The 22,611-nt window shown below is 38.3% G+C and carries 22 protein-coding genes; 16 read left to right on the plus strand and 6 right to left on the minus strand.

What is annotated here, in order from left to right; all coding sequences use genetic code 11:
* Positions 1–5: 5 nt before the first annotated feature.
* Entirely contained in the window at positions 6–356 is a 351-nt protein-coding gene (gene panD, locus ACQK2H_RS18210) for an aspartate 1-decarboxylase (RefSeq protein WP_425392810.1), read from the minus strand.
* A 6-nt stretch (positions 357–362) separates the two neighbouring features.
* Complete coding sequence (gene panC, locus ACQK2H_RS18215; RefSeq protein WP_425392811.1) at positions 363–1,214, minus strand: pantoate--beta-alanine ligase; 852 nt, start codon at positions 1,212–1,214, stop codon at positions 363–365.
* Positions 1,215–1,326: 112 nt separating this feature from the next.
* On the opposite strand from panC, the gene ACQK2H_RS18220 reads away from it, so the two are divergent.
* The 7 genes from ACQK2H_RS18220 to ACQK2H_RS18250 all read left to right on the plus strand — a co-directional run bounded on the left by ACQK2H_RS18220 (position 1,327) and on the right by ACQK2H_RS18250 (position 8,810).
* Positions 1,327–2,136 (plus strand): glycogen/starch synthase, encoded by an 810-nt coding sequence (locus ACQK2H_RS18220; protein WP_425392812.1) that lies wholly within the window; start codon positions 1,327–1,329, stop codon positions 2,134–2,136.
* Positions 2,137–2,173: 37 nt separating this feature from the next.
* Entirely contained in the window at positions 2,174–3,520 is a 1,347-nt protein-coding gene (locus ACQK2H_RS18225) for a DUF4270 family protein (protein WP_425392813.1), read from the plus strand.
* 7 nt (positions 3,521–3,527) lie between these two features.
* Complete coding sequence (gene glmS / locus ACQK2H_RS18230) at positions 3,528–5,366, plus strand: glutamine--fructose-6-phosphate transaminase (isomerizing) (protein ID WP_425392814.1); 1,839 nt, start codon at positions 3,528–3,530, stop codon at positions 5,364–5,366.
* 9 nt (positions 5,367–5,375) lie between these two features.
* Positions 5,376–5,753, plus strand: a complete 378-nt coding sequence (locus ACQK2H_RS18235; RefSeq protein WP_425392815.1) for a RidA family protein — start codon at positions 5,376–5,378, stop codon at positions 5,751–5,753.
* 70 nt (positions 5,754–5,823) lie between these two features.
* Positions 5,824–7,359: a glutamate--tRNA ligase gene (gltX, locus tag ACQK2H_RS18240; RefSeq protein ID WP_425392816.1), complete on the plus strand. Its 1,536-nt coding sequence runs from the start codon at positions 5,824–5,826 to the stop codon at positions 7,357–7,359.
* Between the two features lie 4 nt (positions 7,360–7,363).
* Entirely contained in the window at positions 7,364–7,549 is a 186-nt protein-coding gene (locus tag ACQK2H_RS18245; protein WP_425392817.1) for a hypothetical protein, read from the plus strand.
* A gap of 55 nt (positions 7,550–7,604) precedes the next feature.
* Positions 7,605–8,810 carry an NAD(P)-dependent oxidoreductase gene (locus ACQK2H_RS18250; protein WP_425392818.1) on the plus strand — a complete coding sequence of 402 codons (1,206 nt, stop codon included), beginning with the start codon at positions 7,605–7,607 and terminating at the stop codon, positions 8,808–8,810.
* Positions 8,811–8,864: 54 nt separating this feature from the next.
* Here ACQK2H_RS18250 and ACQK2H_RS18255 read toward each other — a convergent pair whose 3' ends face one another.
* Both ACQK2H_RS18255 and rho read right to left on the minus strand, forming a co-directional pair.
* Positions 8,865–9,929, minus strand: a complete 1,065-nt coding sequence (locus tag ACQK2H_RS18255) for a hypothetical protein (protein WP_425392819.1) — start codon at positions 9,927–9,929, stop codon at positions 8,865–8,867.
* A 108-nt stretch (positions 9,930–10,037) separates the two neighbouring features.
* On the minus strand, positions 10,038–11,654 hold the full coding sequence (rho, locus tag ACQK2H_RS18260) for a transcription termination factor Rho (RefSeq protein WP_425392820.1): 1,617 nt from the start codon (positions 11,652–11,654) through the stop codon (positions 10,038–10,040).
* A 247-nt stretch (positions 11,655–11,901) separates the two neighbouring features.
* On the opposite strand from rho, the gene serS reads away from it, so the two are divergent.
* Positions 11,902–13,185: a serine--tRNA ligase gene (gene serS / locus ACQK2H_RS18265; RefSeq protein ID WP_425392821.1), complete on the plus strand. Its 1,284-nt coding sequence runs from the start codon at positions 11,902–11,904 to the stop codon at positions 13,183–13,185.
* Here serS and ACQK2H_RS18270 read toward each other — a convergent pair.
* On the minus strand, positions 13,182–14,471 hold the full coding sequence (locus ACQK2H_RS18270; protein ID WP_425392822.1) for a hypothetical protein: 1,290 nt from the start codon (positions 14,469–14,471) through the stop codon (positions 13,182–13,184). The two genes, serS and ACQK2H_RS18270, sit on opposite strands and share 4 nt — an antisense overlap.
* 78 nt (positions 14,472–14,549) lie before the next feature.
* Between ACQK2H_RS18270 and ACQK2H_RS18275 the strand changes: the two genes are divergently transcribed.
* On the plus strand, positions 14,550–16,688 hold the full coding sequence (locus ACQK2H_RS18275; RefSeq protein ID WP_425392823.1) for a prolyl oligopeptidase family serine peptidase: 2,139 nt from the start codon (positions 14,550–14,552) through the stop codon (positions 16,686–16,688).
* A gap of 61 nt (positions 16,689–16,749) precedes the next feature.
* Complete coding sequence (locus tag ACQK2H_RS18280; protein WP_425392824.1) at positions 16,750–17,196, plus strand: N-acetyltransferase family protein; 447 nt, start codon at positions 16,750–16,752, stop codon at positions 17,194–17,196.
* On the opposite strand, the gene ACQK2H_RS18285 is transcribed toward ACQK2H_RS18280, so the two are convergent.
* Positions 17,193–17,498, minus strand: coding sequence for a DUF4286 family protein (locus ACQK2H_RS18285; protein ID WP_425392825.1), 306 nt, complete (start codon positions 17,496–17,498; stop codon positions 17,193–17,195). The genes ACQK2H_RS18280 and ACQK2H_RS18285 overlap by 4 nt on opposite strands.
* A 97-nt stretch (positions 17,499–17,595) precedes the next feature.
* On the opposite strand from ACQK2H_RS18285, the gene ACQK2H_RS18290 reads away from it, so the two are divergent.
* The 6 genes from ACQK2H_RS18290 to ACQK2H_RS18315 all read left to right on the plus strand — a co-directional run bounded on the left by ACQK2H_RS18290 (position 17,596) and on the right by ACQK2H_RS18315 (position 22,509).
* The gene (locus ACQK2H_RS18290; protein ID WP_425392826.1) at positions 17,596–18,492 is read left to right on the plus strand and encodes a MerR family transcriptional regulator; all 897 of its coding nucleotides are present in this window, start codon (positions 17,596–17,598) and stop codon (positions 18,490–18,492) included.
* A gap of 108 nt (positions 18,493–18,600) precedes the next feature.
* Positions 18,601–19,107, plus strand: coding sequence for an RNA polymerase sigma factor (locus ACQK2H_RS18295; protein WP_425392827.1), 507 nt, complete (start codon positions 18,601–18,603; stop codon positions 19,105–19,107).
* Positions 19,097–20,593 carry a phytoene desaturase family protein gene (locus ACQK2H_RS18300; RefSeq protein ID WP_425392828.1) on the plus strand — a complete coding sequence of 499 codons (1,497 nt, stop codon included), beginning with the start codon at positions 19,097–19,099 and terminating at the stop codon, positions 20,591–20,593. Before ACQK2H_RS18295 ends, ACQK2H_RS18300 begins: the two co-directional genes overlap by 11 nt.
* Entirely contained in the window at positions 20,593–21,435 is an 843-nt protein-coding gene (locus tag ACQK2H_RS18305) for a phytoene/squalene synthase family protein (protein ID WP_425392829.1), read from the plus strand. Before ACQK2H_RS18300 ends, ACQK2H_RS18305 begins: the two co-directional genes overlap by 1 nt.
* A gap of 34 nt (positions 21,436–21,469) precedes the next feature.
* On the plus strand, positions 21,470–21,919 hold the full coding sequence (locus ACQK2H_RS18310) for a beta-carotene hydroxylase (protein WP_425392830.1): 450 nt from the start codon (positions 21,470–21,472) through the stop codon (positions 21,917–21,919).
* 98 nt (positions 21,920–22,017) lie between these two features.
* The gene (locus ACQK2H_RS18315; protein ID WP_425392831.1) at positions 22,018–22,509 is read left to right on the plus strand and encodes an NUMOD4 domain-containing protein; all 492 of its coding nucleotides are present in this window, start codon (positions 22,018–22,020) and stop codon (positions 22,507–22,509) included.
* Positions 22,510–22,611 lie beyond the last annotated feature (102 nt).

Genomic DNA, 22,611 nt, shown 5'->3' on the forward strand with positions numbered 1-22,611 from the left:
TTAAATTAAGAACCCAATTTGTTCTTTTCGTCCGGGAAGATCACGATCGGTTCGTGAGATTTGGCTTCAGATTGATTAATCGAACAATAAGAGATAATAATCACCACGTCTCCAACCTGTGCTTTTCTTGCAGCAGGGCCATTCAGGCAAATCTGGCCGGATCCCCTTACTCCCTTTATCACATAGGTTTCCAAACGCTCACCATTGTTGATGTTTACAATTTGGACTTTTTCATTTTCAACCAGATTGGCCGCCTCCATTAAGTCCTCATCTATGGTAATAGAACCAACATAATGAAGTTCAGCTTCAGTGATTTTTACTCTGTGAATCTTAGATTTTAGTACCTCTATCAGCATTCCCGTCTATTTGAGGCGCAAATATAAATTATCAATCAGTCTTACGCCTTCTACATAACCAGCGACACATACCGCAAGTTCGTTCAAAGAAGAATATTCCTCGACAGGCTGAAGGTTGATAGGGTTCACTGCTTCCAAATACTCCAGTTCAAAGCCAGGACTTGATTTATAACTAGCCCTTGCTTCACTCAAAAGATCCTTTAGTGATGTTCCCAACTCAATGCCTTCTTTGATTTTCTTTAATTCCTGATAGATAATTGATGCGTCATTTAGCCCACTTTCTGACAACCTTCTGTTTCTGGACGATAAGGCTAAACCTGAATCCTCCCTAACTGTCTCTACCCCTACTACATTGGTAGGAAAATCCAATTCTTCACAAAGCGTCCTAATCAAAATATATTGCTGTAGATCCTTAAGGCCGAAGTAGGCAAAATCTGGAGATGTCAAATGTAGAAGTTTACTTACAATCACTCCTACCCCTTCAAAGTGTCCCTTCCGAAACTCCCCTTCTAATCTTTTTGACAGATCACCAAAATTGATTGAAATCATAGGCTGACGCGGATAGAGGTCATCTTCAGAAGGTGTAAACACAACATTTACGTCATATGATTTTAAAAGCTTAATGTCTTCTTCTATTACCCTTGGGTATTTTGCTAGGTCTGAAGAATTGTTAAACTGAAGTGGATTTACGAAAATACTCACCACAGTACAGTCATTTTGATCTATTGATTTTTTAATCAATGATAAATGCCCATCATGGAGAGCCCCCATTGTTGGCACAAACCCAATTGTTTTATCATTTTTTTTATATGAAGTAATAGTGTCTTTTAACTCGCTCGGAGCGCTGATAATGCGCATATATTCAATGAATTTTGAGGGCTAACTTATTGAAAGCGTTGATAATAAATCAAAATTATGGTAAATTTGTGGTCATTTTTAGGTCCCATCAAGAAATTAATCAAAAGCACTTATGGAAAATATTAGAATCCTCTATGTGGCAAGTGAGATAAATCCATTTCTCAAAACCACTGAAGTAGCGGAGTTTGTGAGAAGGCTGCCCCAGGCTATGCAAGAAAGGGGAATGGAAATCAGGATTTTAGTACCAAGATTCGGGCTAATAAATGAGAGAAAGAACAGACTACATGAGGTAGTGCGCTTATCAGGTATCAACATTGCTGTTGGAGATGAGGAAAAACCACTTGTAATCAAAGTGGCATCTATACCTAATGCTAAACTGCAGGTTTACTTCATAGACAATGAAGATTACTTCTATCGTAAATCTGTGTTCTTTGATAAAGAAGACAACTTTTTTGAAGATAATGACGAACGTGCAATTTTCTTTTGTAAAGGCGTTTTAGAAACTGTAAAGAAATTGGGGTGGTCTCCGGATATCATTCACTGTAATGATTGGATGACTAGCTTAATTCCTCTTTATACGAAAACGACCTACAAGAATGACCCTATTTATAAGGACTCTAAGACCGTTTTCACAATTTATAACAATCGTTTCTCTCACAAATTTGGAGATGACCTTTTAGAGAAGGTAAAAATGATTGATATTGACGACCAAATGCTTGATCCATTAAAAACTGCAGATTACGATGGTTTCGTGAAGCTTGGCATGCAATATGCAGATGCTGTGATCAACGCTAATGAGGAAAATACAGACAGCTTCAAAAAGCTGATAGCTGATTTAGGAGATAAGAAAACTGATACAATTGAGAAGGATGAGAATTTTGAGGAGTCATACTATAACTTATACAATGAACTTATTGGCTAAAGTGCTCTCAATTAAAAACTTGATAAAACCGGGATTAATGATTTTGATCCCGGTTTTTTTCGGCTGTGATACTCAGGAAGATTTAGGCATCAAGTATGAATTAGGCTCAAATGCAAATGTCAAGTTTGTTGAGTTTACTTTGCCTGCTAGTAACATCTATTTAGACAGCCTTCGAACTGACGGAGAAAACAGAGTACTTGTTGGTCACTATCAAGATCCACTTACAGGATCAGTAACAGCAGAAGGCTACTTTCAATTTTTTTATGAAAAAGGGCCACTTCCTCGGGAGAAATCTTCGGATGACACACCAAATCCTGCTGATACATTAGAAGTAGATTCTGTGGTATTAATATTGGAATCAACTGGAGTAGTCCCTCAAAGGGGAAGTTCATTTCAGGAATTCACCATTAATGAGCTAACAGACACATTGAAAACAAGTGCGATCTACCTGTCTAACTTGAAGCAAAATATTGGAGAAGAGGTTGGTTCCTATTCGAATTCAATCAATGTTGTTCTAGATACGGTTTTTAGGGTAAAACTTTCAGATTCATTCTCGCAATCTCTAAATAACAGGTTAAGTGATATTGCTGGCGACGCTGATCAATCAATTTTCACAAGCTCTTTTACAAATCTTGGATTAGTTGCAGGTTCAAACTCACAAAGCATCGCATCAATAAGTTTGGTCAGCGATACCTCGAGGCTAATTGTCTACTCATCACCCGTAAATCCAGGCATAAAAGACACTACATACCTTACCTATTTTACTTTAGTATCGAACTCAGGAAAAAATTACACTTTTCTAAATAGAGATCGATCAGGATCTGCGTTCGATGGGATTCAGGAAAAAGAAAACTATGATCTTCAAAGCAATCAAACCATTATTGATCCGCTTTCTGGATTAAGTACTGCCTTCTCTCTTGAAGCATTGGATGATTTTTTTGAAAATAATCGAAGGATTCTGATCAATAATGCAACGCTTTCTTTTGAAATTACTGCTGAGGATAATCGGGATACACTTATTAACTTCATGAACTACCTAAGGAAAGAGGATTTAAGCATTTATGGACCGGCAATTGTTGAAAATGCATTTGATAACATTGTGATGTCAGATAATGGTTATTTAAGTGTCGAAGTAGATCCTGCAAATGGTACTTTGAGTGATAATAGGGAAGAAATTCTTCTTAGAACAACCCTCTTTCACCAGCAGCTTTACAGGCAATATTTAGAGTCAGATAGTTTGGTATTTAGCGGACCAACCAGTGTTTCATCCAGAAAAGTGAGTGATTTAGTGCTATTAAGCCCATCTGAGGTAACACTCCAAAGAACTATTTTTGCGTCTGATGGAATTAAGCTGAAGTTATTTTACACCGAAGTAGAAGAATAGTTAATTTATGTGTGGAATTGTAGGATATTTAGGAAAGCAGAATGCTTATCCAATATTGATTAATGGGCTTAAACGTTTAGAATATCGTGGATACGATAGTGCCGGTGTAGCTCTAGTTGAAAATGGCAATATTGAAGTATTTAAAAAAGAAGGTAAAGTAAGTGAGCTTGAGCGTATTACTGACGAGCATTCATTAAATAGCAACATTGGCATTGGACATACCAGATGGGCAACTCATGGAGCTCCTAACGACGTTAATGCACACCCACACCTATCTAATAGTGGCGAACTTGCTTTAATTCATAATGGGATAATAGAGAATTACGATTCACTTAAAAAAGACCTTATTCAGCGAGGTTATTCATTTAAAAGTGAAACAGACACAGAGGTTTTTGTCAATTTCATTGAAGATATTAAGAAAAAAGAGAATCTACCTCTTGAAGATGCGTTAAGAATAGCTCTTTCAAAGGTTATTGGTGCCTATGCAATTGCCATCATTTCAAAAGATAATCCAAACAAGCTAGTTGCAGCTCGCAAAGGAAGTCCTCTTGTTCTAGGACTTGGCCAAGACGAGTTTTTTCTTGCTTCTGATGCCACACCATTGATTGACCACACCAATGAGGTAATCTACCTCAACGATGAAGAGATTGTGGTAATGGAAGATGGAAAATACCATATCAAAGATGCGCATGATGTCCCTCAAACACCTTACATACAAACCTTAGAGCTCGAACTAGAGGCAATTGAGAAAGGTGGACATGAGCATTTCATGCATAAAGAGATATTCGAACAGCCAATATCAATAGCAGATTGCATGAGAGGTCGTTTGAATGCAGAAAAAGGCACATTGACCTTGGGAGGTATTCGAAATTATGCGAAAGCGCTTGAAAATTCAGAACGAATTATCGTCATCGCATGTGGTACTTCCTGGCATGCAGGTCTTGTAGCTGAGTATGTTTTTGAAGATTTATGCAGAATCCCTGTGGAAGTGGAGTATGCATCTGAATTCCGCTACAGAAACCCTGTGATAAAGGAAGGTGACATAGTTATAGCTATATCTCAATCAGGTGAAACTGCTGATACTTTAGCCGCAATTGAACTTGCCAAAAGCAAAGGGGCTATCGTACTTGGTGTGGTTAATACTGTTGGTTCATCCATCTCAAGAGTTTCGCATGAGGGAGCATATTTACATGCAGGACCTGAGATTGGTGTAGCATCCACAAAAGCATTTACTGCTCAACTCACTGTCCTCTACATGATCGCTCTAAAGGCTGCCAAGAATAAAGGAACGATTACTGAAAGTAAATTCCAACAGTTAGTTAGAGAGCTGAGTATGATACCTGACAAGGTGGAAAAAGCGCTTCAGTCCAATGAGAAGATTGAGAATATTTCAGATATGTTCAAAAACGCTAGCAACTTCCTCTATTTAGGCAGAGGCTACAATTTTCCTGTTGCTCTTGAGGGTGCGCTCAAACTGAAAGAAATCTCATACATTCATGCTGAAGGATATCCTGCCGCTGAAATGAAACATGGGCCAATAGCGCTTATCGATGAGAATATGCCTGTAGTTGTGATTGCAACAAGAGATAGCAGCTACGATAAAATCGTATCGAACATTCAGGAAGTAAAGGCAAGAAAAGGAGTTGTAATTGCGATCGTAACTGAAGGTGATGTGCTCATACCGGATATGGCTGACTTTACGATTGAAGTTCCATCTACTCATGAATCTTTAATGCCGTTAGTTTCTGTTATCCCACTTCAGCTTTTAAGTTATCATATTGCTGTAATGAGAGGAGCAAATGTTGATCAACCTAGAAATTTAGCAAAATCAGTCACGGTTGAATAAATTGCCTATATGAAGCAAATAATCAACTCATCAAAGGCTCCAGCGCCTATTGGACCTTACTCTCAGGCTGTGAAATCAGGTAATACATTATATGTTTCCGGTCAAATACCAATTGATCAGGAAAGTGGAAACCTGGTAGAAGGGACTATTGAAGAGGAGACCGAGCAAGTGATGAAAAATATCGGATATATCCTGGAGGAAGCCGGTATTACTTTTCAGAACGTTCTTAAATGCTCAATTTTTGTTGCGAGCATGGATGATTTTGCTAGAATTAATGAAGTCTACGGAAAGTATTTTGCTACAAACCCTCCAGCTAGAGAAACTGTAGAAGTGAGTAAGCTACCCAAAGGTGTTAATGTAGAAATCTCCTGTATTGCCACATTCTGAGAATACCTCTGGTAATATCCAACTTTCCATCACTTGATTCTTATTTTTGCGCTCCAAATCAAAAGTTTAGATGGAAAACGTAAGAGTAAGATTTGCCCCAAGCCCAACAGGTGGCCTTCACATCGGAGGAGTAAGAACTGCATTGTTTAATTATCTCTTTGCAAGAAAACGTAATGGAACTTTCATCCTCAGAATAGAAGATACAGATCAGACTCGCTATGTTGAAGGAGCGGAAAAATACATTAAAGACACACTTGATTGGTGTGGTATATCACCGGATGAAGGGCCTGATCAAGGTGGAGAATTTGGACCTTACAGACAATCAGAAAGAAAGGAAATTTACAGACAATACGCAGAAAAATTAGTTGCTGAAGGCAATGCGTATTACGCCTTCGATACACCGGAGGAATTGGAAGCTATGAGAGAGCGACTCAAAGAACAACGAGTTGTTAATCCTCAATACGACACCATCACCCGTACCACAATGAAAAATTCTTTGACACTTTCTGAAGAGGAAGTGAAAAGAAGAATTGACAATGGTGACCCGTATGTGATCCGTATCAAAATCCCTAAAAAAGAAGAAGTAAGGCTAAACGACATGGTCAGAGGATGGGTCATGGTTCACACAGAAGTGCTTGACGATAAGGTGCTTATGAAATCTGACGGGATGCCCACCTATCACCTGGCAAATATTGTCGATGACCATTTAATGAAAATAACGCATGTCATTCGAGGTGAAGAATGGCTTCCTTCTGCCCCACTCCATGTTTTATTATATCAGTTTTTAGGTTGGGAGGATGAGATGCCTGAATTTGCTCATCTACCTCTGATCTTAAAACCAGATGGAAATGGGAAGCTGAGTAAACGAGCTGCCGACAAAGCAGGATTTCCAATTTTCCCGCTTAACTGGAAAGATCCGGAAAGTGGGGAAGTTTCTGCAGGGTTTAAAGAAACAGGGTTTCTGCCGGAAGCATTGATAAACTTCCTGGCATTTTTAGGTTGGAATCCGGGCACTGAACAGGAAATATTTTCTTTAGATGAACTAGTGGCTGAATTTTCAGAAAAAAGGATCAATAAAGCAGGAACCAAGTTTGATTTTGATAAAGTAAAGTGGTTTAACCAGCAATACATTAAGTTCTCAGCATCAGAAAAATTTGAAGCTGACATTATAAGTACTTTTAAGACTGAGCACAATATCGAATGCTCATCAAAAAGAGCAGCTCAAATTATAGACTTATTAAAAGAGAGAATTACATTCCCACAGGAATTCGTTGAAAAAGGGTTAATCATATTTCAACCTCCGACCGAGTTTGACGAGAAAGTAATCCGTAAAAAATGGAATGAGGAAGCCTCGAAAGCACTGACTTTATTTGCTGAAGAACTTTCAAATCATGAAGAATTATCTGCAGAATCTGCAAAAGATCTTTTCTGGAAAACATTAGAAAATGAAGGGTATAAACCTGGTCAATTCATGCAGACGCTACGATTAACACTTACTGGAGAGGGCTCTGGACCTGATTTAATGACAATTATTGAAATTTTAGGAGGTGAGCAAACAGCCAATCGAATCAAATCATCAATAGATTTGTTAAATAATCAAATCTGAAGTTATGAGTAAGAAAGACAAAGCACGTGTTCATAAAGATCTTGATGGTCTTGAATTGAATGTTGATCCATTTGGTGAAATCTCTTCAAACATGCCTATCGATAAGCTCAATAAATTTCTCAATAAGAATGTTGAGGATAAAAAGCTAAAAGACAGGGATGATCTGGACGACCTTAAGAAAGAAGATTAAGACATTTGCTACCCTCCTCGCCAATTAGCTATTTTCGCATCTTGAATCAAGCAATATGAAAAAGATTGGCATTATAAAAGAGGGAAAAGTACCAATAGACCGAAGGGTTCCTCTATCTCCTATACAAGCAAAACAAGTCAAAGAAAGTTTTAATGTCGAGGTAGTTGTTCAGACCAGCGATATTCGTTGCTTTTCTGATGACGACTACAGAAATGCCGGACTTGAAATAGTAGAATCAATTGATGATTGTGACATTATTTTAGGAGTGAAGGAAGTGCCAATGGATATGCTTGTTCCTTCCAAAACTCATTTCTTCTTTTCTCATACTATAAAAAAACAAGACTATAATCGCGATCTTCTACGAACCATTCTCGAAAAGAGAATCACGCTGATCGATTGGGAAACATTAACTAATGAAAATGGCAATAGGATTATCGCATTTGGCAGATGGGCTGGTATCGTAGGAGCTTACAACGGCATTTGGACTTACGGTAAACGATACAACCTTTTTGACCTTAGGAGAGCTCATGAATGTTTTGATTATGAGGATCTGAAAACTGAATTTAGAAAAATCAAATTACCGCATATCAAAATTGCCCTAACAGGAGGTGGCAGGGTGACAAAAGGTGCCATGGAAGTTCTTCTAGGGGCAGGAATCAGACAAGTGACACCTTATGCCTATCTAAATGAAAAGTTTAATGAGCCTGTATTTACTCAACTGAACTCAAGGGATTATAATCGAAAGAGAGACGGTGGGGAATTCCAGCGAAATGAGTTTTACAAAAACCCTGAGCTATATGAGGGTGATTTCTTGAAATATACTAAAGAAACTGACATTCTGATTGCGTGCGCATATTGGGATCCAGCAGCACCTGTTCTCTTCAAAAGAGAGGACATAATCAGAGATGATTTTGACATCAAAGTAATTGCCGATATCACCTGCGATATTGAAGGGTCCATTCCTTCTACCAAAAAACCAAGCACCATCGATGACCCAATTTATGATTACAACCCTAGCGATAATGAAATTGAGCAGGCATTGACAGATGAAGGTAATATCACCGTGATGGCTGTAGACAATCTCCCTTGTGAACTTCCTAGAGATGCCTCAGAAAGCTTTGGTAATGAGCTGGTTAAGAGTGTACTTCCACACTTATTAGGAAGTGATGAAAAAGGGATAATCGAACGAGCTACTATTACGACTGAGGGGGCGCTGACTTCAAAATATGCGTATCTTCAGGACTATGTAGACGGCAAATAAAAAGCCATTCGTCCAGCTAGAACGAATGGCTTCCTTTAAACCTTAACTTGGGTATTAGTCTTCAAACTCGTTGAAAAAATCTTCCATATCTTCGAAGACTGGCTCTAAAAGATCTTCAAGATTATCTTTTGATCCATCCTCATATTCAACGTATGGCACATAATCCTCAAATCCTGGCTCGATTTCTTCTAGTACAAATACTATGTCTCCAACTTTGGTATCACCTGAGAATAACGCCAGATCAATGAAATCATTAGGATCCGCATCATCTTCAATATTTCTAATATCTACACTTCCTGCTATCTTGATCTCCCTGTAACTCACTGATCCTTCAAAGTATACAGGCTCTTCTTTTTCCTGCGACTCAAACTCAACAGATAAGTCCAGCTCCATGATCAGGTCATCATCAAAAAACATCCTGCTTAGCACTGAAGATGAATTTGCAAAGGTGTCATCAAAGCTTAGCTCAAAAGTAAAAGGAGTCACAAAGAGATTGATATCCGCTTTTTCCGGAGATCCTATACTCGACCAGTTTACTTCAAAATCTAACTCAACAACTGTTACGTCATCGACCTTTACATAACCTACGATTATCGATGGAACTTCGTATTCATCTACGAAATCATCATACACTTCTCGAATAGTTACAAACTCAAGTTGAGAAATTTTCAGTTCAGCATTGTTTGTTTGCGAACCTTCAGTAGGAAACTTTACGATAAAGAAATCAGACGCTGACTTATCAAAATCCTCAACCTCAGGATTCCACTCATACAAGCCTTTGATTTCATCAAAAGAAGTTGGATCATCATTTGAGGTTCTTGCAGCTGGTCCATTTACAAAATATTGAATGATTAAATCAACTTTCTCTTTCGTCCATGCCTTCTCATTTACCCTTCCGCCTATTACGGTGGAATTTTCAAGCAAAGCTGCAAAATCCACAATTGCTTTTGCTCCATCTGACTCAATCAGAGACACAACATCATCCCCCATCTTGTCAACACTGCTACTAACTAAAGCTTTTGCTTCATCAGAAGTTATGTCAACCTCCCTGTCTTCATCATTATTACATCCTGTAAGAATGAAAAACCCCAATAATGAGATACCAAGTAGTTTTTTCATAGTGATAGTAATTTTCCTTTTTAAAGATTTTATGTAATTATTTAATGAGTCACATAAAAAAAGCCAGACCCCTAAGCCTGGCTTCTAATTAATTTATTCTTCGATGAATTAGCCATTCATACTGACCAAAAACTCTTCGTTATTGGCAGTTCCTTTCATTTTGCTAAGTAAGAATTCCATCGCCTCATTACTATTCATATCGGACATGAACTTACGTAAAATCCATACTCGACTTAATTCCTCTTTGTCCATCAATAGGTCCTCACGACGTGTACCTGAAGCAGGAACATCAATAGCAGGATAAACTCGCTTGTTAGATAGCTTTCTATCCAGCTGAAGCTCCATGTTACCCGTACCTTTAAATTCTTCAAAGATCACCTCATCCATTTTCGATCCGGTTTCAATTAGAGCCGTAGCAATAATTGTAAGGGATCCGCCATTTTCTACGTTTCTTGCAGCACCAAAGAATCGTTTCGGTTTATGGAGTGCATTGGCATCCACACCTCCTGAAAGGATTTTGCCGGACGATGGTACAACTGTGTTATGGGCTCGAGCTAGACGTGTGATTGAATCCAACAAAATCACAACATCGTGACCACACTCCACCATTCGTTTGGCTTTCTCAAGCACCATGTTGGATACTTTCACGTGCTTGTCTGCCTGCTCATCAAAGGTTGAAGCAACAACTTCTCCTTTTACTGACCTGGCCATATCTGTAACCTCCTCAGGACGCTCATCAATTAGCAATACCATCAGGTAACACTCAGGGTGATTCTCAGCAATAGCATTTGCTACATTTTTCAATAGCACTGTCTTACCTGTTTTAGGTTGTGCTACAATCATACCTCTTTGGCCTTTACCTATCGGTGAAAATAGATCAAGAATTCTGGTAGAATAGTTATCCGGCTTTGTACTCAGGTTTAGTTTTTCCTGAGGAAAAAGAGGCGTTAAATATTCAAACGCTACACGATCTCTAACTTCTTCAGTCGTCTTACCATTTACCGTTTCCACCTTCAAAAGTGCAAAATACTTCTCACCGTCTTTTGGAGGCCTTATCTGTCCTTTCACCGTATCCCCAGTTTTCAGACCAAAAAGTTTGATCTGAGAAGGTGACACATAAATATCATCAGGACTTGCTAAGTAATGGTAGTCACTTGATCGAAGGAACCCATATCCATCTTGCATGATTTCCAGGACACCCTCATTTTCTATAACTCCATCAAACTCTTTGATTTCTTCGTTGTAGGCCTCTTTCTTTTTTCTTCTCTCCTCTCGCTCAGCGCGCTGATTATCTCTTTCCTGGCGGTCCTTGTTATCGCCATCTTTCTTGTCAGACTTATCTTTGTCAGACTTATCGTCCTGTTTTTTATCTCTCGATTTATTGTCCGGACGATCCTTATTGTCAGACCTGTCTTTGTTGTCAGATCTATCTTTTGAATCTTTTTTGTCAGATTTATTATCGTCTGATTTTTCCTTTTTAGGAGCCGCTTTTTTGGCGCGAGGCTTCTTTTCCTCTCTGCTTTTAGGCTCTTCAGCTAGTGCGCCACCTAAAGTTTCATTCTTAATTTTTTTAATCTCGCCCTCCGGCATGCTCGCCTGCTGGTCAAGGATAGCGTAGATAAGATCCTGTTTTGCAAGCTTCTTGTAGTTCTTAATTCCTAGTTTCTCCGCTATCTCTTTTAGTTCGGATAGCAGCATAACACTAAGATCATCTAGTGTGTACATAACTGTGTATAAAAGTGGGTTTCAAAATTTGTTAGTAAATAATTCCGAAGAATACGTGGTAATCGCTTTGTTTAGCTTTTTTGTAAAAGCAGAAAAACCCGGATGAGCTTTTCTTGGATTGCTTCGCAATAATATACGATCCCCCCCACTATCACAAACATTACTAAAAAATTTACCTTTTTATAATTCCGGCATCAAATCTTTATAAAATCAATTTTCTTTGCGCCAGAATATAAAATAACATTCAATGCTGCAGGTTACTACAATTGAAAAAGAGTTTGAAAGATGTGTTGAGGGACTAAAGAAAAGAGGTATTAAGGATGCTGAAATCCTATTAAAGGATATTCTCAAACTCGACGGTAGCAGAAAGGCAATTCAAGGGGAGTTGGATGATGTCTTACATAAATCGAATAAGCTCGCTAAAGAAATAGGTCAGCTTTTCAAGCAAGGGAAAAAAGATGAGGCTGAAAAAATCAAATCCGAAACCTCTGAACTAAAACAAAAAAGCAAGGCTCTGGGCGAAGAACTCAATGCTATTGAGGTTTCTTTGACAAAACTTCTTTACAATATCCCTAATATCCCTAATGAAACTGTTCCTGCTGGTCAATCAGATGAGGATAATGAGGTTATAAAACTATCTGATGATAACATTCCGGATTTAGGAACTAATAAAAAGCCTCACTGGGATTTGATCGAGGAGTATGATATCATCGACTTTGAGCTTGGAAATAAAGTAACAGGAGCAGGATTCCCTTTTTATAAAAAACAAGGAGCAAGACTTGTAAGGGGTATGATCAATTATTTCCTTGATAAAGCTTCTGAAGCCGGATATGAGGAAGTTCAGCCCCCGGTGGTAATTAATGAAGCTTCCGGTTTGGGTACAGGACAGCTACCGGACAAAGAAGGTCAAATGTATCATATGGAAGCAAATGATCAGTATTTGATACCAACTGCCGAGGTACCGATAACTAACATGTATAGAGATGTGATCTTAAAAGAAGATCAGCTACCGATTAAACATGCAGGTCATACTCCCTGCTTCCGTAGAGAGGCTGGCTCATGGGGATCACATGTTAGAGGTCTGAACAGACTTCATCAGTTTGATAAAGTAGAAATTGTGCAGGTTGTTGAGCCATCTAAATCATATGAAGAATTGGATGGCATGGTGGCTCATGTAGAAGGCCTCATTCAATCACTCGATCTTCCTTACAGAATACTAAGACTTTGCGCAGGTGACCTGGGCTTTACATCAGCTATCACATATGATTTTGAAGTATACTCCGCAGCACAGGAAAAATGGTTAGAAGTAAGCTCAGTTTCAAATTTTGAAACCTATCAGGCCAACCGCCTTAAACTTCGCATCAAAAATAGTGAAGGAAAAAAGGTACTTGCTCACACACTCAACGGAAGTGCACTGGCATTGCCTAGAATCATCGCTGCTATTTTGGAAAACAACCAGGCAGATGATCACATCAAAATGCCGGAAGTGCTTCACGCTTATTTAGGATTCAAAGAAATAAGGAAAGATTAAAATATTCGTTTTCTAGTTTCCACATAATTCCCATTTTCCTGAAAGTAGAACTCATCCCATGAAATAAGGTCTCCTTGTTGGTAATGAAGTTTATCTTCAGCTGCCTTTAATGAGATGATCAAACCAAGAGATGAATCTAAATTTTGAAGCGATTCAATTTTTACTTCCTGGTTTTCATACAGTTGAGATTCACCTGTTTCAATGTTATCTCCGTTTTTTAATACAGCCCATTCAATTTTCATTTCTAAATCATAGAAATCATTATTCTTTAAGAGCTTGATAATCCCTTTTTGCCTATCAAACCAAAAAGAATAAGGCTGCTGACGATGCATAACCCTAACCCTTTCAGCAGAGTCCAACTCGTTCCATCTTTGATAGTCAATCCCAAGATCAATGACTGGGCGTTTTGGATCCAACTCACTCAAAATTTGAACCAGCTCAGGGCTATCTGACACATTCCATGCAATCAGAGAAGGGTGGGTATATTGATCAAAATAATTAATCAAAAAATTAGTTGTGTCCTGAATGTTTTCGGGTACAAGGTTTTGAATCACCATTAGGCCTATACTATCGCAAATAGCCAAAGCTTCTTTGGAAATTAAATCACTTGCAACAATGGTGTTAAAATGATTTTTCCGGATGGCTTTAATGTCGGTTTCGAAAAAACTGGATGAATCAATATTTATTACCTGTTTTGAAACTGGATTATCATTTATTGATATACTACCCAAGCTATATTTAATGGATCTAATTCCTATTCTTCTTTTAAATATTTGCAATACTTCATCCTCAGTGGGAGAATTAAAAGAATTGACCATCAGGTTATACAGGTTAGGAGTAAATGGCGTCCAAGCCTCTAATTCAATATCATTTCTCCCGTAGCTAGTCCAACCTTCTGATGGTGATTTTTTCTTTTCTCTCGCCACAAATGAAATATTTATCACTAGCGAATCTTTGACAAATAGATTAATTAGTGACTTATGATCACGCAGTTGCCAACTACTATTACCATAGTTTTTAATAATTTCAGTAACAAAAAAGCTCCATCTACCATATTTATCCATTTTTGCTCTTGGGTAGTAGTATGTGGTAAATAATTCAGGAATACACCTCTCCGTATTTAGGCTAACAAACTTGTGCTTCTGATTTTCCTGACCACAGGAGATTGTGGATAATGGATAGTCATATGGATATTTACCACTCTCAATTATACTTAACATCAATTTGGTCTGGGAGATACCAGCTAAACCAACCATCACGGCAGATAAAAAGACAATTGATCTCAAAAATTTCCGCTTAAATAATACTTTTAGCATATAAAATCTTCACTTTATAATTTTCAAGTCAAGATTAAATCTAAACCTATGAAAAAACTATTGCTTCCTTTCACAATATCCTTCCTATGGGCTTGTCAGCCACAAGAAAAACAAACAGCGAACCTCGATTACCCGGATACCGATAAAGTAGACACAACGGACATCTATTTTGGTACCGAGGTGCCAGACCCTTATCGCTGGCTGGAAGATGATAATTCAGAAGAAACTGCAGATTGGGTGAAAGCTCAAAATGAAGTCACCAATTCCTATTTGAGGAACATTGACTTTAGAGATGAAGTAAAAGCAAGACTTACTGAACTTGAGAATTACGAAAAAATAAGTGCTCCCTTCAAAAAGGGTGACTACTATTATTTCTATAAAAACGATGGCCTCCAAAATCAGTCTGTGCTCTATCGAGTGAAGAACTTTGATGATGACCCTGAAGTATTTCTTGATCCTAACTCCTTCTCAGAAGATGGCACCACAGCTCTTGGTGGTATTAGCTTTTCTAACGATTATAAGTACACCGCTTATAATATATCCGAGGGTGGGTCTGACTGGCGTACGGCATATATTATGAATACCGAGACCAAAGAACTTCTTGATGATGAAATCAAATGGATCAAGTTTTCGGGAATGAACTGGTATAAGGACGGCTTTTACTACCAAAGATTTGATGAGCCTAAAGAAGGCAATGAGTTATCTGCGGCTAATCAGTATGGAAAAGTATATTATCATAAGGTAGGTACAGACCAGTCTGAAGATAAACTTATCTATTCAAATCCTGATAATGCCGAAAATAGATTTGGAGCTGGCGTAAGTGATGACGAACGATTCCTTTTTATTTATTCATACATCGGTACAAGTGGCAATGAGCTTTACGTAAAAGATCTCTCCGACCCTAATAGTGATTTCATTCCAATTGTTACCGGCTTTGATAATGATCACTATATCGTAGATAATGATGGTGACCACCTAATCATTCAAACCAATCTGGATGCGCCGAATAACCGAATTGTACGGGTTAACTATCAGGAGCCGTCACCTCAAAACTGGGGGGATATGATCCCTGAAACAGAAAATGTGATGAATGCCAGCACTGCAGGTGGAAATATTTTCACATCATATCTAATCGATGCAAAAACGGCAATCAAACAGTATGATTATAAAGGCAAATTGATCAGAGATGTTGAGTTACCGGGAATTGGAACTGCCGGTGGATTTGGTGGTGCCCGGGATGACGAAGGGTTGTTTTACACATTCACGTCATTTACCACGCCATCATCGGTATACAGATACACCATTTCTTCCGGAGAATCTGAGCTACACAGAAGACCCGATTTAGATTTCAACCCGGATGATTATGAAACGAAACAAATTTTCTTCACAAGTAAAGACGGTACTGAAGTGCCGATGTTTATTGTTCACAAGAAAGGAATCGAGCTGAACGGAAAAAATCCTACCTGGCTTTATTCATACGGAGGCTTTAATATCAGCTTAAGACCATCTTTCAGTACATCTCGGCTGGTATGGTTGGAAAATGGTGGTGTTTTTGCCATGCCCAACATAAGAGGTGGAGGAGAATACGGTGAAGAATGGCACAAGGCAGGAACCAAGCTTCAAAAAATCAATGTGTTTGAAGATTTCATTGCCGCCGGGGAATACCTGATCAATGAAGGCTATACTTCATCAGAATACCTTGCGCTTCAGGGTGGATCCAATGGGGGTCTGCTTGTCGGAGCTACCATTAATATGCGACCTGACCTTGCTAAAGTAGCTTTCCCTATGGTAGGAGTGATGGATATGCTTCGCTACCAAAACTTCACCATCGGCAGAGCCTGGTCAGCAGACTATGGCACATCAGAGGACTCAGGGGAAATGTTCAAATACCTATACTCCTATTCTCCCGTGCATAACATTGACCCTAATGCAACCTATCCTGCTGTGATGGTGACAACAGCCGATCATGATGACCGAGTGGTGCCAGCACACTCTTTTAAGTATGCAGCTACACTACAGGAGAAAAACCCGAACAACCCAAACCCATTATTAATTCGGATAGAGACGAAAGCAGGTCATGGCGCTGGAATGTCCACTGAAAAACGAATCGAGCTGTATAGTGACATGTATTCTTATGCCTGGTACAACATGGGGGTGATACCTGAAGTTGCCAAAAAGAAAATGTAAATTGTATTAATCCCTTTCAGCCCTTCTTCGATTCGGGGAAGGGCTTTTTTAATTTAGAAGTATGATTGATATCAGAAAAGGACGAAAAGAAGATCTACCTGAAATATTGGAACTCATAAAAGAACTAGCCATTTATGAAAAAGCATTGGATCAGGTTGCAAATACTGTCTCCAGAATGGAGGTGGATGGATTCGGTGACCATCCGGTGTTCGGCTTTCTTGTAGCTGAAGAAAATGAGAAAATAATAGGCACCTCCATTTATTACTACAGATATAGCACCTGGAAAGGCAAACGCCTCTATCTGGAGGATCTAGTTGTCACAGAATCTAAGCGAGGTGAAGGAGCCGGAAAACTGCTCTTTGAAGCTACCCTTGAAATTGCACGAGAAACTAATTGCTCTGGCATGATGTGGCAGGTGTTGGATTGGAACGAACCAGCAATCAACTTTTACAAAAAATACGATACCACCTTTGAAGACAACTGGCTCAACTGCAATATTGATTTCTAAACTTCTTCAAGTACAGTTCTGAAGGCAGCCATCTTCGTACCATACCGAATGATAGACTTCTTTTGAATCTTAGGGGCAACAGTATCAAGATAAGTTTGAAGATGCCCCAGAGTTTCAGCAATGTATTGAATCGCAAATGTCGAGCCTGTTTCGTCCTGTTCTTGCGATAACATTCGCATCATTCTATATTCTGTAAAGAAGCCGGTATCCATAACTTCAGGGATGTGGGTGGCCTTCATCCAATCAATCCAATCCGATTCTACATCCTTATCTATATTGACAGTTACGTTATAAAGTATCATAATTCCGGTTAATTGTGTGCTTTTGACCCGTTCAGAAAACGGTATTTTTGTGTGATTTGATTCAAACAATGTATCGCAAAGGTAGGTTATCATGGGGATGAGCGTATACTCAATTAAAGATCTTGAGCATTTATCCGGGATAAAGGCACATACCATTCGTATATGGGAACAGCGATATAATCTTTTCTCGCCTCAGAGAACTGCTACCAACATACGCTATTATAATGATGAGGATGTCAAACTCATACTGAACATTGCTACATTGAAAAATCATGGCATGAAGATCAGTAAGATTGTAGCCATGCCTGTTGAAATGATGCAGGAAGAGGTTCATAACTTAAGCAAGGATGACCTATCAGATGAAGATCAGATAAGTGCATTGACATTGGCAATGGTTGACATGGACGAGACCATTTTCAGTGATATATTAAATGCGAACATTGAGCAAAATGGTTTTGAAAGAGCAATGATGGATGTTATTTATCCATTCATGCGAAAAATCGGAATACTTTGGCTTACCAATGCAATAAACCCTGCTCAAGAACATTTCATCACACACCTGGTCAGGCAAAAAATAATCACAGCTACTGATCAACTCAGTGCGAAGAATGATGGTCCACTGTTTTTATTGTTTCTTCCCGAGGGGGAGCTTCATGAGCTGGGTCTCTTATTTGCAAATTACATTCTAAGATCCAGAGGCTATAAAACCATTTTTTTCGGACAAACAGTACCACTAAATGCATTAGAGGAAGTTTATCATAAACTCCGACCAAAATGTATTTTAACTGCAATGACTACAGCACCCGATCCCTCAGGCGTGCAACAATATGTGGATAGGTTGGGAAATAAATTCAAGGATTGCTCAATCTACATTACAGGTAGTAGAGTTGTTGGGCAGGATATCCACACACCCAAAAACATGCAAGTACTTAATCAGTTTGAAGACTTATTTGTCTTGACTACTAAGCAAGAGTTACAGACTTTCTCTCGCTAAAAACACCCTTTTTAATATCCTAAAGTTTGTTTGTTTAACTTTTTAATTTGCATGTTAAACAAAATATTATTAACTTCGTTTAAGTTTTTGAATTAAACATTAAACAAAATGACAGCTTTAGAATTCGGTTATAAAATTGAGAACCTAACCAGTTCACTCAAGCCATACGCATTGAAGTTGACAAAGGACGGAGAAGAAGCTAATGATCTTCTTCAGGAAACCGTTTTTAAAGCTTACAACAATAGAGATAAATTCCAGGAGGGTACTAACCTTAAAGCATGGATGTATACGATTATGAGAAATACATTCATCACCAATTATCAGCGTATGGTAAGAAGAAATACGTTTATCGATACGACTACTAATAATCACTTTATTAACTCCACAAGTACAGTTATCGAGAATGGTGCCAAGGGTAATTTCGTAATGAATGATATTCAGGCAGCAATTAATGGATTAAAAGACATGTATAAAGTTCCTTTTACCATGTACTTTAGAGGCTTTAAATATCATGAAATTGCTGACAAGCTAGACATACCTATAGGTACAGTGAAAAATAGGATTCACATTGCCAGAAAGGAGCTTAAGAAAGGATTAAAAGTATATGCCAACTAAAAATTTCCATAGTAGAGTAGTAGTGATAGGGGCCGGATTTTCCGGCCTTTCTTGTTCCTGCCATCTGGCAAAAATGGGATACAAAGTCACCCTCATTGAAAAAAACAATCAAGCCGGTGGTAGGGCTCGGACATATAGCGATAAAGGCTTTACGTGGGACATGGGGCCATCATGGTATTGGATGCCGGATGTATTTGAAAAATTTTTCAATGCTTTTGACAAACAAGTATCCGATTATTACCAGCTTGATCGTTTAGATCCATCCTACCGAATAAAATTTAAGAATGATACGATAGATATTCCTGCAAGCATGCAGGAACTAGAGGAGCTCTTCGAGAGTATTGAACCAGGTAGCAGTAAAAAACTTCAGTCATTTCTTAGACAAGCAAAATATAAATATGATGTTGGAGTTAAGAAGTTGGTATATAAACCAAGCCGGTCTCTTCTGGAGTTTATCGATATCAGACTATTGCTCGGGCTACTCAAAATGGATGTTTTTACTTCCATTGCTAAACATGTGAGAAAACATTTCAAAGATGAGCGATTAATTCAGCTCATGGAATTTCCGATTCTTTTTTTAGGTGCTACCGCTGACAACACCCCTGCACTTTACAGTTTAATGAACTATGCTGATTTATCACTCGGCACCTGGTACCCTAAAGGAGGAATGAACGCTGTAGTAAAAGGCATGACTAACCTGGCCAACGAATTAGGTGTGGAGATGAAACTCGGCGAAGAAGTAACATCTTTTTCATACGCAGATAAAAAAGTACAGGCGGTAAATACATCAATGAATTCGTATGAATGTGATGTAGTGGTCGCCGGTGCTGATTACCATCACATCGACCAACATATTCTACCCAAAGAGTATCAGAACTATGATAAAAAGTATTGGGATTCACGAGTATTAGCTCCATCATCCCTTCTATTCTACCTTGGAGTAGACAAGAAACTTCCAAACCTGGAACATCATACCCTCTTCTTTGACGAAGATTTTAAACAGCACGCTAGTGAGATTTATGAAAATCCACAGTGGCCAAATAAACCACTTCTTTATGTCTCAGCAACTTCCAAAACAGACGATACGGTAGCCCCAAAAGGTCAGGAAAACCTGGTTGTGCTCATTCCGGTAGCACCAGATATAGAAGACACTGAAGAAATCAGGGAAAAATATTATGAACTAATAATTCAAAAGCTGGAATCCTTTACCGGTGAAAGTATTCGTGACCACATCGTCAGTAAGACCAGCTATGCTCATAAAGAGTTTATTGAAGACTATCACTCTTTTAAAGGCAATGCATATGGTTTAGCAAACACGCTTTTACAGACTGCTATCTTGAAGCCATCGCTTAAGAATAAAAAACTTAAAAACTTATTTTATACAGGGCAGTTAACAGTACCGGGACCGGGAGTACCACCCTCTTTGATATCAGGAGAGGTAGTGGCCAAAGAAATCGAAAAAGATTTTCCTATTTTTAGCAATTAATGGAAAAACTCTTCACACAAACTGCTTTCGATTGCAGTAAGTTGATTACTAAAACTTACAGCACTTCATTTTCTTTAGGAATACGTACACTACATAGTAGGTATCACGATTCCATTTATGCTATTTATGGTTTTGTTCGATATGCGGATGAAATAGTAGATACTTTCCATGATTTTGATAAAAGTGAATTATTAAATCGCTTTAAAAAAGATACCTATACGGCAATAAGTGAGGGTATCAGCCTCAACCCTGTACTGCACAGTTTTCAAAAAGTGGTTAATAAATATGATATTGACCATGAACTCATCGAAGCATTTCTAGTGAGTATGGAAATGGATCTTAGCAAGACGGATTATGCGGATCCGGACTACCAGAAATACATTTATGGAAGTGCAGAAGTGGTTGGACTGATGTGTTTAAAAGTATTTCTTGATGGAGATGAAACACGCTATCAGGAGCTATTAGCACCTGCGAAACATCTCGGCTCTGCATTTCAAAAGGTGAATTTCTTACGAGACATTAAGAGTGATTATGACGAACGTGGCAGAGTGTATTTTCCGGGAGTTGATTTCGAAAGATTCAGCTATGATGAGAAAAAAGAAATAGAGGCAGACATAAAACAAGATTTCCAAAAAGCCCTGGTAGGAATCAAAAAACTACCAAAGGGTGTTAGAGCCGGAGTTTATCTGGCATATATCTATTACACAGTACTTTTTAAAAAGATCACCAGACTATCCCCTGAAAGAATAAAGTCTGAGCGAATCAGAGTGCCGAATGTTAGAAAACTCTTTCTACTCGTTAAGTGTTACTTCTTACATAAGCTCAATTTCATTGTAGAGTAAATCAAGGTTAATTTTATAATATCATAACAGACACATGAGCGTCTTAGTAAATATTTTAATTGTCGTAGGTACATTCTTTTTCATGGAAGGTGTAGCATGGTTTACACATAAGTACATCATGCACGGTATATTATGGAGTTGGCATAGATCACATCACAAAGTACATGATCATGCACTTGAAATGAACGACTTATTTGCGGTCGTATTTAGTATTCCGTCCATTCTAACCATCTACATCGGCTATGATAATTATGAACAATTTTGGTGGCTACTGTATATGGGCATTGGAATTTTATGCTATGGAATTTTTTATTTTATTTTTCATGACATTATTGTACACCGAAGAATAAAAATTCCGTTTAAAGCAAAGAGCAAGTACATGAAAAGAATCATGCGTGCACATTATGTACACCATGAAAAACACAGTAAGGAAGGAGCTGAGGCATTTGGATTTTTATACGCTCCAAAGAAGTATCAAAAATAACGTTTCCAAATTATCATTTGATAATATTATAGCAAATCGTTACATTTGATGATCATTAAGTACTCAGCTTGTTTTACAAACCAAAAAAAGCGAGCTAAATGGCAGATCAGAAAAAAGAAGAAGAGTGGAGACCTATTGATGGCTTCTCCAATTATGAAATTTCCAACCGAGGTAAAATCCGTAGCAAAAGCAGAAAAGTTTGGCACAAGGGAAGCAAAACCCATATGAAGCTGCGAGGCAAACTAATGCGTCAGCGATGGAATAAAATATGTAAGTGTTATTTCCTCGATTTGATTGATGATGACGGAAAAAGGAGAACTGTTTATCCTCACAAAGAAACTGCAAAAGTCTTTGTGAAGAACAACGATCCTAGTAAAACCATGATCATTCATAAAGACAATAACCCACGAAATAACTATTTCGAAAACCTGGAATGGAAAACGAAATCAGAACACATGAAGTGGCAGTTTGAAGTAGGTAACAAAAACAATTACAAGGTTTGGAAAACGAGAAAGAAGCGATACAAGAACGGTTTCAAGCCTGACACTGTGCTTCCGGGAAGACCGAAGAAAAATAAAGAAAAAGCTTAATAGCTTATAAAAGAGAAAGGGGTTCCAAATGGAACCCCTTTTTTTGTCTCTAACTAACCTAACCTAAAATCGCTTAAACGCAATTTCTTTATACCAGCCACT

Origin of the sequence: Ekhidna sp. (genome assembly GCF_965228795.1) — a bacterium.
Classification (GTDB): domain Bacteria; phylum Bacteroidota; class Bacteroidia; order Cytophagales; family Cyclobacteriaceae; genus Ekhidna.

Excerpts from the sequence above, each read along its gene's own strand:
- ACQK2H_RS18235 (WP_425392815.1), top strand. The coding sequence starts at position 5,376 with ATGAAGCAAATAATCAACTCATCAAAGGCTCCAGCGCCTATTGGACCT.
- serS (WP_425392821.1), top strand. The coding sequence starts at position 11,902 with ATGCTGCAGGTTACTACAATTGAAAAAGAGTTTGAAAGATGTGTTGAG.
- panD (WP_425392810.1), bottom strand. The coding sequence starts at position 356 with ATGCTGATAGAGGTACTAAAATCTAAGATTCACAGAGTAAAAATCACT.
- ACQK2H_RS18310 (WP_425392830.1), top strand. The coding sequence starts at position 21,470 with ATGAGCGTCTTAGTAAATATTTTAATTGTCGTAGGTACATTCTTTTTC.
- ACQK2H_RS18295 (WP_425392827.1), top strand. The coding sequence starts at position 18,601 with ATGACAGCTTTAGAATTCGGTTATAAAATTGAGAACCTAACCAGTTCA.
- ACQK2H_RS18225 (WP_425392813.1), top strand. The coding sequence starts at position 2,174 with ATGATTTTGATCCCGGTTTTTTTCGGCTGTGATACTCAGGAAGATTTA.
- ACQK2H_RS18315 (WP_425392831.1), top strand. The coding sequence starts at position 22,018 with ATGGCAGATCAGAAAAAAGAAGAAGAGTGGAGACCTATTGATGGCTTC.
- ACQK2H_RS18285 (WP_425392825.1), bottom strand. The coding sequence starts at position 17,498 with ATGATACTTTATAACGTAACTGTCAATATAGATAAGGATGTAGAATCG.
- ACQK2H_RS18275 (WP_425392823.1), top strand. The coding sequence starts at position 14,550 with ATGAAAAAACTATTGCTTCCTTTCACAATATCCTTCCTATGGGCTTGT.
- ACQK2H_RS18250 (WP_425392818.1), top strand. The coding sequence starts at position 7,605 with ATGAAAAAGATTGGCATTATAAAAGAGGGAAAAGTACCAATAGACCGA.
- gltX (WP_425392816.1), top strand. The coding sequence starts at position 5,824 with ATGGAAAACGTAAGAGTAAGATTTGCCCCAAGCCCAACAGGTGGCCTT.
- glmS (WP_425392814.1), top strand. The coding sequence starts at position 3,528 with ATGTGTGGAATTGTAGGATATTTAGGAAAGCAGAATGCTTATCCAATA.
- ACQK2H_RS18255 (WP_425392819.1), bottom strand. The coding sequence starts at position 9,929 with ATGAAAAAACTACTTGGTATCTCATTATTGGGGTTTTTCATTCTTACA.
- ACQK2H_RS18305 (WP_425392829.1), top strand. The coding sequence starts at position 20,593 with ATGGAAAAACTCTTCACACAAACTGCTTTCGATTGCAGTAAGTTGATT.
- ACQK2H_RS18280 (WP_425392824.1), top strand. The coding sequence starts at position 16,750 with ATGATTGATATCAGAAAAGGACGAAAAGAAGATCTACCTGAAATATTG.
- ACQK2H_RS18300 (WP_425392828.1), top strand. The coding sequence starts at position 19,097 with ATGCCAACTAAAAATTTCCATAGTAGAGTAGTAGTGATAGGGGCCGGA.
- ACQK2H_RS18220 (WP_425392812.1), top strand. The coding sequence starts at position 1,327 with ATGGAAAATATTAGAATCCTCTATGTGGCAAGTGAGATAAATCCATTT.
- ACQK2H_RS18290 (WP_425392826.1), top strand. The coding sequence starts at position 17,596 with ATGAGCGTATACTCAATTAAAGATCTTGAGCATTTATCCGGGATAAAG.
- panC (WP_425392811.1), bottom strand. The coding sequence starts at position 1,214 with ATGCGCATTATCAGCGCTCCGAGCGAGTTAAAAGACACTATTACTTCA.
- rho (WP_425392820.1), bottom strand. The coding sequence starts at position 11,654 with ATGTACACACTAGATGATCTTAGTGTTATGCTGCTATCCGAACTAAAA.
- ACQK2H_RS18245 (WP_425392817.1), top strand. The coding sequence starts at position 7,364 with ATGAGTAAGAAAGACAAAGCACGTGTTCATAAAGATCTTGATGGTCTT.